At 58.8% G+C, this 10,506-nt stretch carries 10 protein-coding genes and 1 tRNA gene; 8 read left to right on the top strand and 3 right to left on the bottom strand.

The window, feature by feature from the left end:
- Positions 1 to 456 (top strand): RNA-guided endonuclease TnpB family protein (locus NW828_RS12860; RefSeq protein ID WP_414384266.1); only part of this gene is annotated, 456 nt, incomplete at its 5' end.
- Between the two features lie 208 nt (positions 457 to 664).
- Here NW828_RS12860 and NW828_RS12865 read toward each other — a convergent pair.
- Positions 665 to 747 (bottom strand) — tRNA-Leu (locus tag NW828_RS12865).
- 112 nt (positions 748 to 859) lie between these two features.
- On the opposite strand from NW828_RS12865, the gene tgt reads away from it, so the two are divergent.
- The 5 genes from tgt to NW828_RS12890 all read left to right on the top strand — a co-directional run bounded on the left by tgt (position 860) and on the right by NW828_RS12890 (position 5,132).
- The gene (gene tgt, locus NW828_RS12870) at positions 860 to 1,969 is read left to right on the top strand and encodes a tRNA guanosine(34) transglycosylase Tgt (RefSeq protein ID WP_414384280.1); all 1,110 of its coding nucleotides are present in this window, start codon (positions 860 to 862) and stop codon (positions 1,967 to 1,969) included.
- 110 nt (positions 1,970 to 2,079) lie between these two features.
- Entirely contained in the window at positions 2,080 to 2,691 is a 612-nt protein-coding gene (locus tag NW828_RS12875; RefSeq protein WP_414384268.1) for a hypothetical protein, read from the top strand.
- Positions 2,692 to 2,887: 196 nt separating this feature from the next.
- Positions 2,888 to 3,505: a hypothetical protein gene (locus NW828_RS12880; RefSeq protein ID WP_414384270.1), complete on the top strand. Its 618-nt coding sequence runs from the start codon at positions 2,888 to 2,890 to the stop codon at positions 3,503 to 3,505.
- Between the two features lie 82 nt (positions 3,506 to 3,587).
- Positions 3,588 to 4,829 (top strand): hypothetical protein, encoded by a 1,242-nt coding sequence (locus NW828_RS12885; protein WP_414384272.1) that lies wholly within the window; start codon positions 3,588 to 3,590, stop codon positions 4,827 to 4,829.
- Between the two features lie 6 nt (positions 4,830 to 4,835).
- Positions 4,836 to 5,132: a hypothetical protein gene (locus NW828_RS12890; RefSeq protein WP_414351089.1), complete on the top strand. Its 297-nt coding sequence runs from the start codon at positions 4,836 to 4,838 to the stop codon at positions 5,130 to 5,132.
- A 177-nt stretch (positions 5,133 to 5,309) separates the two neighbouring features.
- Here NW828_RS12890 and NW828_RS12895 read toward each other — a convergent pair whose 3' ends face one another.
- Positions 5,310 to 5,969, bottom strand: coding sequence for an SDR family oxidoreductase (locus NW828_RS12895; protein WP_414351086.1), 660 nt, complete (start codon positions 5,967 to 5,969; stop codon positions 5,310 to 5,312).
- A gap of 155 nt (positions 5,970 to 6,124) precedes the next feature.
- On the opposite strand from NW828_RS12895, the gene pruA reads away from it, so the two are divergent.
- Positions 6,125 to 9,079 carry an L-glutamate gamma-semialdehyde dehydrogenase gene (gene pruA / locus NW828_RS12900; RefSeq protein WP_414384274.1) on the top strand — a complete coding sequence of 985 codons (2,955 nt, stop codon included), beginning with the start codon at positions 6,125 to 6,127 and terminating at the stop codon, positions 9,077 to 9,079.
- Between the two features lie 31 nt (positions 9,080 to 9,110).
- Here the strand turns inward: pruA and NW828_RS12905 are convergent, their stop codons facing one another.
- Positions 9,111 to 10,163 carry a CsgG/HfaB family protein gene (locus NW828_RS12905; RefSeq protein WP_414384276.1) on the bottom strand — a complete coding sequence of 351 codons (1,053 nt, stop codon included), beginning with the start codon at positions 10,161 to 10,163 and terminating at the stop codon, positions 9,111 to 9,113.
- 73 nt (positions 10,164 to 10,236) lie between these two features.
- Here NW828_RS12905 and NW828_RS12910 point away from each other — a divergent pair.
- A partial coding sequence (locus NW828_RS12910) for a hypothetical protein (RefSeq protein ID WP_414384278.1) occupies positions 10,237 to 10,506 on the top strand: 270 nt, incomplete at its 3' end.

Here is a 10,506-nt window from a genome sequence, read left to right on the forward strand (position 1 = left end):
CGCATCTCCAAAGCTATTGTCTCTAGGGCAAAAGCTACCAACAGCGCTATCGCTCTGGAAGACCTGACAGGGATCCGGGAAAGGGTCAATCAACAGCCACGCAGCAAAACCGAAAGGCGCAGGGCCAACAGTTGGGCGTTCTACCAACTACGTCAGTTTCTGGAATACAAGGCGAGAGTTGCAGGGGTTTCTCTGGTTCTTGTGCCGCCCGCCTACACGTCGCAGACCTGCCACCGGTGTTTGCACGTCCATCCCGACCCTGCGCAATCCTACCGCAGCGGAAAGAAGTTCAAGTGTGGGCACTGTGGATGGGAAGGAAATGCGGACTTGAATGGTGCGAATGTGATTGCGCTCTTGGGGGCTGCCGTAAACCAGCCTAGAGGTTCGGGCCTGTTTTGTTCTCTGGCAGAGCAGAGCAGGCCCAGGGCTACTGAAAGCCTGCTCCGTACCGCTTAGCGGTCGGAGCCGGGTAGTTTACTACCACCTAATGCATCTAGTCCAGCACATCTCTGGTTTGTTTTTCTATCTGGTTCTGGATCGAGAGAAAGGCAACTTGGCCCTTGCCCGCATCAAGCTTGGCCAAATCGAAAAGGAGCTGGCCCTCTAGAAGTGGAGGTGAAGCCGGACAACCTGGCAGTATCCCCTGAAACCCATTTTGGGGGAGTGCGGAACCGGGGACTTGAACCCCGAAGGCATTGCTGCCACTAGAACCTGAATCTAGCGCGTCTACCATTCCGCCAGTTCCGCGGCGATCTACAAGTGTGCCCAAAGCAGGGGATCCCTGTCAAGGCTGGCAAAAGGGATCCCTTGCCGGCGGCTCTATCTGTGCTAAGCTCTGCTGCGCACAAGATTAAAGCCGATAACGCTGACCTTGGCCGACTTTACCTTTACTTGTGAGGGCACTTGCCCCCACACTCAAGCGCGGGCAGGATACTTCGTCACCCCCCACGGTGGGATCCCAACCCCTTGCTTTATGCCGGTGGGAACTTTGGCCAACGTGAAAACCCTCACCCCGGCCCAGCTCAAGGAGACAGGTGCCCACATCATCCTCAGCAACACCTATCACCTGCACCTACAGCCCGGCGAGGACATCATTCAAGCAGCAGGGGGGCTGCACCGCTTTATGGGCTGGTCGGGCCCCATCCTCACCGATTCAGGCGGCTTTCAGGTCTTCAGCCTCAGCGCCATTCGCCAAATCAACGAGGAGGGGGTAACGTTTCGCTCGCCCCGCGATGGCCGAACGATCCACTTCACCCCAGAGCTATCCATCCAGATTCAAAACGCCCTGGGGGCCGACATCATCATGGCCTTCGACGAGTGCCCGCCCTATCCTGCCAGCCCTGAGGAAGTGGAAGCAGCGGTGCGGCGAACCACCCAGTGGCTGAAACGGTGCGTGAAAGCCCATCGCCGCTCAGATCAGGCTTTGTTTGGCATTGTGCAGGGGGGAGTTTACCCTGAGCTGCGCCGGCGGGCGGTGGAAGAGGTCTGTCGGTTGGATCTGCCGGGCTATGCCATTGGCGGGGTGAGTGTGGGGGAGCCGGTCGAGTTTATGCACGCCGTTGTGCGGCAAACAGCCCCTCTACTGCCGGCAGATCGCCCCCGTTATCTCATGGGGGTGGGCACCTATGCAGAGATGCGGGCCGCCGTGGCCGCCGGAGTGGATTTGTTTGACTGCGTGATCCCCACCCGCTATGCCCGCCATGGCACGGTGATCAGCCGGGGCAAACGCTGGAACATCAAAAATGCCGAGCACCGCCGCAGCCTGGATCCCATCGATCCCGACTGTCCCTGCTACACCTGCCGCCACTTCAGCCGAGCCTACTTGTGTCACCTCATCCGCGCGCAAGAGATCCTGGGCTACACTCTGCTCTCCATCCACAACATCACAGAGCTGATGCGCTACACCCAGAAGATGCGTCAGGCCATCTTGGAAGGCCAATTTCATGAGCACTGGGATCCCTGGAGCTAAGCCGGCCGGGAGATTTGTCTGGAAGCATCTGATCCATTTTGGTAGAATAAGTACAGGGGATAGTACGTGCATTTAAGCTATCCCATGTAGCCGCAGGAAGGAGTCAGATCATGGCTATCCGAACCCTCAGCAGCGTGATTGAACAGCACATCGCCGGCCTTCCGGGCTTGATTGCTGTTTTGATAGGGCGGGCCACTGATGGTGCTACAGTAGCCAAAGTAACCTACGTCAGCGATTCCCAAGAGGAGCAAGCCCTAGAACGTTTGGGCACCTACGCCGGCGACCTAGTCCAGGCCAACAGTCGTCTATGCCAGCTTGTCAGCTCTGACCAAGAGGCGGACTACCTTTTGGCCGGCACTTCGGCGTTGCGGGTTGTCATCAAAGCGTTTCCCAAAAGCCCCTACTTTGTGTTACTCCTGACCCGTTCCATCACCGACCTCAGAGCCATTTCAGAGCGCATCAAAGCCATTCTGATTGACGGAAAGCCGCTACTGCCCCCTGTGCAGGACAGCACCATGTCTTTGGCTCAGGCTCTGATGGACTATGCCAAGCGCTACGCTCCGGATCCCAACTTTGTGGCCCTGCGTCTGTCTTTGAAAACGGGCCTAGACCGCAACCGTCTCGAAAAGGGCACCCTGACCCGGCAGGAGCTGCGCATTCTTTACAAAGCGGTAGCAGATCTTTTGGGCCGAGAGCGTCTGCCTATTGCCATGCCGGCCTGAGTAGTTCAAAATAGCTAGCAAGCTTTGTCCAGGGGTAGCTGCTACACGTGGAAGGCTTTTTTAGGTTTACTTTAAGTTTATTTGCTCGCGCTTAAACCCTTTCATCTCGACTGCGACCGCAGGCTCCTCTCTTGAAGGCTGAGTTTGGGGGACGGGCAATCTCTTGCAATCTCAATCTCTATCTGGAGGCAAACTGGTGACCATACGTACCCTTATCAGTGTGGTTGAGCAGCACATTGCCGGTCTTCCGGGCTTGATCGCAGCTTTGGTGGGGCGAGTAACCGATGGCGTTGCAGTGGCTAGGGTTGCGTACACCAACGATGTGCAGGAGGAAATCTCTCTGGAACAGTTGGGCAACTACGCGGCTGACTTGATACAGGCCAACAATCGCCTCTGCCAGTCGGCAAGCCCTGACCAAGAGGCGGACTACCTTTTGGCCGGCACGTCGGGGTTGCGGGTTGTCATCAAAGCATTTCCCAAAAGCCCCTACTTTGTTTTATTTCTAACTCGCTCTCACACTGACCTCAAGGCAATTTCAGAGCGTGTCAAAGCCATCCTCATCGACGGAAAGCCGCTGTTACCCCCCGTTCAGGACACCACCACATCCACTACTCAGGCTTTGGTGAGCTATGCCAGGCGCTACGCTCCGGATCCCAACTTTGTGGCCATGCGCCTGTCTTTGAAAACAGGTCTAGACCGCAACCGCCTTGAAAAAGGCACCCTGACCCGGCAGGAGTTGCGCATTCTCTACAAAAGGCAGTGGCCGATCTTTTGGGCCGAGAGCGGCTGCCTATTGCCATGCCGGTTTGAGTAGTCGAGAATAGCTGGCGAGGTTTGTCTGAGGGCAGTTGCTGCGCTTGTGGGATCCCCTATTGTTTATCTGAGTTCACTTGCCTATGCTTGAGCATCTACATCTCGACCGCGACCGTAAGCTCATCTCCCTGTTTGGAGAGCCGGTTATCTTCCACTGCCATCACTACAACCTCTTCCTGCAGCAGACCATCGAAGATCCCGACTGGATCGATGGAGTAGGGATCCTGCGCACGGCAGCCCAGGAGATCTTTTACAGTCTTCTGTACGGAGCTTTTAAGACTCTTGGCGTTCAGGAGACCCAAGGGCGCTTGGCAGTGGCAGCCCAGATCTTCAGTTTTTTAGGATTTGGGCGGCTGGCGTTTGAGGTGACACCTTCAGGCGGGGAAGTGCAGCTTACCCATTCTCACTATGCAGAAGGTTGGCTGAGCAAGTACGGAGAGCAGGTCAGCCGCACGCGCCCGATTGACCACTTGGCGGTGGGCTATGTGGCGGCAGCTCTGGATGCCACTTTTGGCGAGCTGGGAAGCTACGGGGCAGAAGAAACGGAGTGTATGGCCGTTACGCGCAAGGATCACTGCGTGATCCAGGTTACTCGGCTGCCGCGGCCCCAGTTGTTGACTCCCAGTCCAGGGATGGGCAAGTTGATCGAGCAGCCGCTCCAGTTCCCCCGGCCCACAACAGCAGTGGACTACGATGCGGTCAACGAAGCTCTGTGGGGCTTGCCTTTGGCCGGAGATGAGCGGGGGCAAATTCGCGCCTTTAACGTGTTGCTAACGCGCATGCCTGCCAACTACTACAACCGCATTCAGTATCGCTTTTTACAGGAGCTGAAGGCGGTGCAGGCTGAGCTGATGGGGGTGGGGGAAGCTCTTATCCGCGAGTCGGGGCATGTCTGTGTGTTCTACACCTTCGGCAACATTATGGAATCCGTGGAGTGGGAAACCCTTGTGGGGCCAATGCTAGAGAAGGATACCGACTGGATCCATGGTGCCTATGCGGTAGCCAGTAGCTTAGGCTGGGGGCGCTGGCAGGCCTTAGAGGTGGTGAGCGGACAGTCTTGTCGGGTGGCGATCGATGGCAACTACGAAGCCAACTACTTTTTGGCTTCCTACCCACGGGCAGAGGATCCCGCCTGCTACTTTGCCCAAGGGGCGGTGCCGGCGATGATGAATCTGGTCTACAACGGCAACATCCAGCAGAAGCCGGTTTTGGATCAAGTCTTCTACAACCGCCTCTTCCAGCGGGGTGGGCTCTTCCACGGCCAGGAGACCAAGGCCAGAGAGAAGGGGGATCCCTGGTGCGAGTTTTACGCCGAGCGGATGTAGGGATCCATGCAGGTGCGTATCCTCAGGCGGCGGGAGTGTGGAGCGGGGTGGGCCACCGACCTGCTGCTGCCACGTTGCCTTGTCTGGTCAGAGGTAGAGGCTCTGGCCCAGGAATGGGGAGCCGCTTGTCGCTGTTTTCAAGGGCAACTGGTGTGGCTGGATCTGCCCTCAGGCCGGATTACGGCTTCGTTGCGGGTGCCCCGCCTAACGTTGCGACTCCACGATGCCAACGCTGAGGCGCAGATCTTAAATCGTTTGCAGCAGTTGGCCAAGTCTTCTGGTTCCCAGACAGAGGGAAGTTAAGGGCAAAACGAGAAGTTTAGCTTGGCACCGACATTTTGCGGCAGACTATCGACCAATGCAGGATCGACTTTCCAGGAGTGCCATGCGCCCACCAAGTTCGAGCCTGCTGAGGAACTGGGAGCCGCGTTCATACTCGCTCATAGTCATAATGTATGCAGCATGCATGCAGCTCGGTACCTACCTTGCCATAGCAAAGAGAGCGCTCCATTCTTGGTTGGGCACACCCGGCTTGGCGATGATCTCAAGGATGCGATTTTGGGCGGCGGGCTGGAATAAACTTTCGACGGCCACTTGGGCTACTTTCGTGCGGGGGATGCTGCCGTCAAAGAGGGTATCCGCCTTGGATAGGACAATGCCATCGTCGTTGTCTTGGTTTTTTAGGCCCCCCGGTCGAACGATGGTGTAGGTGAGGCCGCTCTTTTGCAAGTATTCTTCTGCCCGTTTTTTCCACACTAGGATCAGCCAAAACAAATTGAGGGGGTGGAACAACTGAGACACGCACAGAGAAGAAATCAAAACAAAGTGTTGGATCCCTTTGGCTTTGGCCACATCGACCAGGTTCTTGGTGCCTTCATAGTCGACTCGGTAGGGCTGAAAGGGATCCCAACTGGGCCTGGCCCCGGTGGCACAGAGCACCACCGTGCATCCTTCCATGCCCGTCTCCAGCGTGGCCGGATCCAGCACATCCCCCACCACCACTTCCGCTTCGGGGGGCAAAACTCGAGCGGCCAGCTCATGGCTGCGCACCAGCGCCCGTACCGGGATGTCGCGGCCCACCAACTCTTTGACAATGCGGCGCCCGGTTTCTCCCGTAGCCCCTGCAACAAAAGCCTGCATAAGTTTCTCCTGCAAAGCTGTTTATACCCGGTGTAGCTATTCGAGGATTTGCGGTGGCCCCATCTGCCATTATCTTCCCAAAATCGGCCTCAGGTTCCATCCTTTCCATGACAGGATGGTAGGGATCCTGCGCCCCAGTTCACCCAGTTCATCAGATGGTTGCCCAAGCTGCTCCTACCGCCTACGAGGCTCAAACCCAAGCTCTCGCCCAATCTTTGTTGGCCTCTCTTTGGGGAGAGAAGCGATCCCTGCTGGCCCAGTGGCGGGATCAACTGCGCTGGGAGGACAAGCTGCTGGCCTGGGCGATGGAGAACCCCCACCTGCGCACCCAGTTGTTCCGCTTGATCGATGTCTTGCCCAGCTTGAAAAGTAAGGCTGAGGTGGCCCGCCATTTGCAGGAGTATCTCTTGGATCCGGCAGTAGAGTTGCCGGGGATGCTGAAGAGCCTGCTCAACTTCGCAGACCCCGACTCCCTGCCAGGACAGTTGGCTGCCAGCACTCTCACCGCTGCTGTGGAAGCTCTGGCCCGCCGCTATATTGCCGGAGAAACTCTACAGCAAGTCAGCAAAACTCTGGAAGCTTTGCACCGGCAGGGTATGGCTTTCACCCTGGATTTGCTGGGGGAAGCCGTCATCACCGAAGCGGAAGCCCAATCCTATCTGGATCGCTATCTGCAGGTGATGGAGCATTTGGCAAAGATGGTCAAAACCTGGCCACAACCGCAGCCGGTGCCGCAAGTGTCGGTGAAGCTGACAGCCTTCTATTCCCAGTTCGATCCCATCGATCCCCTGGGGGCCAAAGCCAAAGTGGGGGAACGGATTCGCATCCTGTTGCGCCGGGCAGAAGCTCTGGGAGTCGGGATCCATTTCGATATGGAGCAGTACCGCTACAAATCCCTCACCCTGGCCATTTTGCAGGAGCTGCTGCTGGAGCCGGAGTTCAAAAGCCGCACCGACGTTGGCCTGACGCTGCAAGCCTACCTGCGGGATAGCTACACCGATCTGCAAAACCTGATCGCCTGGGCCAAAGAGCGGGGATCCCCGGTGACGGTGCGCTTGGTCAAGGGGGCCTACTGGGATCAAGAGACCATCCTGGCGGCGCAAAAGCACTGGCCACAGCCGGTTTACAACAGCAAGTCTGCTACCGACGCCAACTTCGAGCGCATGACCCAGCTTTTGTTGGAGCACCACACCCATCTCCACGCCGCCATCGCCAGCCACAATGTGCGCTCTCAGGCCAAAGCCATCGCCATTGCCCAAGCCCTGGAGGTGCCCCAGTCTGCTTTTGAACTGCAGGTGCTCTATGGCATGGCCGATCCCCTGGCCAAGGCCTTGGTGCAGAAGGGACAGCGGGTGCGGGTGTACTGCCCCTACGGGGAGCTGCTGCCGGGTATGGCCTACCTGATCCGGCGTTTGCTGGAAAACACCGCCAACACCTCTTTCCTGCGGCAAAGCGTTCAGGGCTACAACCCCGAGCAGCTGTTGGCCCCGCCGGTCTTGGACGAGGGATCCGTTTTCCAGGCTCCTTCTCTCTCGTTTGCCGCCGCTCCCGATACGGATTTCAGCCAGCCCCAGCAGCGGGATCCCTTTTTTCAGGCATTGGACGAGATCCGGCCTCAACTGGGTCAGAGGGTTCAGCCCTGGATTGCCGGAGAATATCGCCCCACCCGACAAGCGATGCTCTCCCTCAACCCTGCGGATCCTGAACAGGTGGTGGCGGAAATTGGGTTGACCGAGCCGGAACAGGTGGAGCAAGCCTTGGCAGCGGCCCAAGCCAGCTTCCCCAGCTGGAGGCGCACCCCCGTTGCCGTGAGGGCGGGGATCCTGCGGCGGGTGGCGGAGCAAATCGAAGCCCAGCGGGCGGAGCTGGCTGCCTGGATGGTGCTGGAGGTGGGCAAGCCCATTGCCCAGGCCGATGGGGAAGTTTCCGAGGCCATCGATTTTTGCCGCTACTACGCCCAACAGATGGAGGCTCTGGAGCGGGGACGGGAGTGCAACCTGCCCGGCGAAACCAACCATTACCACTACCGGCCCCGCGGTGTGGCGGTGGTGATCGCCCCCTGGAACTTCCCCCTCTCCATCCCCTGTGGCATGACAGCGGCGGCTTTGGTGGCCGGAAACTGCGTGCTCCTCAAACCGGCGGAGCAATCTTCGCTGATCGCCGCCAAACTGGCGGAGTTTATCCTCAAGGCCCTTGCCGAAGCTGGGATCCCGGAGGGTGTTTTTCAATTCCTGCCGGGGGTGGGCGAAGCCATCGGCCCCCTGTTGGTTCAAGACCGGCGGGTGCACCTGATTGCCTTCACCGGATCCCAGGCGGTGGGTTGCCAGATCCTCGCCCAAGCCGCGCAACTGCAGCCGGGCCAGCACCACATCAAACGGGTCATTGCCGAGATGGGGGGCAAAAACGCCATCCTCATCGACGAAAGCGCCGACCTGGATCAGGCGGTCAAAGGAGTGGTCAACTCCGCCTTTGGCTACAGTGGCCAGAAATGCTCCGCCTGCTCGCGGGCGATCGTTTTGCAGTCCATTCACGACCTGTTCTTGGGGCGGCTCATCGAGGCGGTGCGCTCTTTAAATGTGGGGGATCCAGCCCACCCCGGCACCCAAGTTGGCCCGGTCATCGATGCAGAGGCCCAAGCTCGCCTGCAACAGGCCATTCAATCGGCCCAAGCCTATGCCCGCCTCGACCTCAGCCTGCCCGTGCCGGAAAAAGGCTACTTCGTCGGCCCCACTGTGTTCAGCCAGGTGGATCCCCGGTCAGAGCTGGCGCAGCGGGAGCTGTTTGGCCCGGTTTTGGCGGTGATCTCAGCGCCGGACTTTTCTTCTGCTCTGCAGATGGCCAATGCCACCCCCTACGCCCTCACCGGCGGTCTCTACAGCCGCACCCCTTCCCACATTCAACAGGCTCGCCAGGACTTTGCCGTCGGCAACCTCTACATCAACCGCGAGATCACCGGGGCGTTGGTGGAGCGGCAGCCCTTCGGCGGCTTCAAGCTCTCCGGCGTGGGATCCAAAGCCGGCAGCCCCGACTACCTGCTGCAATTTTTAGAGCCGCGCACCGTAACCGAAAACACGCAACGGCAGGGCTTTGCTCCCATCGAGGGATCCTGAGGATCGAGTTTGGGAGGGGCGGTTCAGGGGTTTACTGGAGAGGCTTGGCTACATCCCCAACCTTGAAGCCTGCCCCGCTGAGAATGCGTCCCACACTGGAGCTGTCATCCACCTCCGTCAGTTGGACCTGTCCGGCTGGCTCAGTCAATTTGCGCAAGACTGTCCCCGTGGCCGGATCCTTCACCTCGCGGACGACGCGCTCCACAGAAAGAATCAATCCCACCCGATAGCCATCGCGGCTGCCCTTGTTCAGGATCACCTGGTTGCCGTAGACATCCGCCACCAAGGCGTCAACCGTTGGCAAGGAGCGAGGCTGAGCCGCCAAGCGTCCGGCAAAACCGGCCAACTGCTGGGCAATCTGCTCCACCGCCTGCTGGCTGGCCAAGACCAACAGCTTTTCTTCGTTGCTGGTAGCGGATCCCCCGCCAAAGCCGGCAACCGTGACCGTGCTATCCGACTGGCTGGCGTTGCCTTTGCCCTCGACCACGGCCAAGATCTCGGCAGTACTGGTGCTCACCAAGCGGGCATTCAGCTGCACGTTGGCATCGGCATCCACTGACTCAGCGCCCACCGCCAGCGGGAAGCTGCCGAAGGGAGTTAAGACCGGTGCCCCACCCCCAGAACGGCGCACAGACACATCAAACTGGGTCACACTGCCGAGGATCACCGCATCGACCCCCAGGATCCGGCCTACCTGAGCAGCGGTGTTGGCATCCAGTCGACCGGATAGACCCAGGTTCTGCTCGGCCAAGATCGCGTCCAGCCGCGAGCGCTCGATGACGGAAAAGGTGCCATCTCTCACCAGCCGATCCACCAACAGGTCGCTCACCCCCCGAGAAGCCTCGCGGAAGCTGTAGGGATTGCTGAGGCTGCTGAAATCAAAGTCCAAGACTGCAATCCGAGGACGGGATGTGGGTTGCGGCGCTTGTCCCACCTGTCTGGGGGCAGAGAGGGTGCAGCGAATGTCTTGGGGAAATTGCTGGCAGAGGGCTGGATTGGCGGATTGGGCCACCACCGGGATCCCTGTCCAGCCTAGGCTTACCAAAGGGATCCCGAACAGCAAAACGGAAGAGAGGTTGCGCATGGTTAAACGATCTCCTAGATCTGGGAAGTGGCCACAGTTACTCTCAGCTTGCACCCAAAAGAGCTTCAGGGCGGTGACCGGTATCACCTGGCAGCTAAGGGCTAAGGATCCTGACGTCGCCTGTTCCCAGAAGATGCCCTACACTCTACCGACTACAAGGTTGTTGAAAAAAGGGATTGAGAAGGTTTGTATAGAAGAGTTGACAAATCTCAACCCTGTTGAGCAAAGGTACTCGCTCTCTGCAATTGACATCCTCCCCGGCCTGAAGGCCGGAGATTCCTACCACGCTGCGCATGGATGGCTCCTTGCGCAGTCGTCTCGGCGGGTTCCTGCTTCCGACCGC

Origin of the sequence: Synechococcus sp. W55.2 (assembly GCF_047461635.1) — a bacterium.
GTDB lineage: Bacteria > Cyanobacteriota > Cyanobacteriia > Thermostichales > Thermostichaceae > Thermostichus.

Bases quoted from the DNA above. Each gene is read 5' to 3' on its own strand.
- pruA (WP_414384274.1), top strand. From the start codon at position 6,125: ATGGTTGCCCAAGCTGCTCCTACCGCCTACGAGGCTCAAACCCAAGCT.
- NW828_RS12890 (WP_414351089.1), top strand. From the start codon at position 4,836: ATGCAGGTGCGTATCCTCAGGCGGCGGGAGTGTGGAGCGGGGTGGGCC.
- NW828_RS12905 (WP_414384276.1), bottom strand. From the start codon at position 10,163: ATGCGCAACCTCTCTTCCGTTTTGCTGTTCGGGATCCCTTTGGTAAGC.
- NW828_RS12885 (WP_414384272.1), top strand. From the start codon at position 3,588: ATGCTTGAGCATCTACATCTCGACCGCGACCGTAAGCTCATCTCCCTG.
- NW828_RS12875 (WP_414384268.1), top strand. From the start codon at position 2,080: ATGGCTATCCGAACCCTCAGCAGCGTGATTGAACAGCACATCGCCGGC.
- NW828_RS12895 (WP_414351086.1), bottom strand. From the start codon at position 5,969: ATGCAGGCTTTTGTTGCAGGGGCTACGGGAGAAACCGGGCGCCGCATT.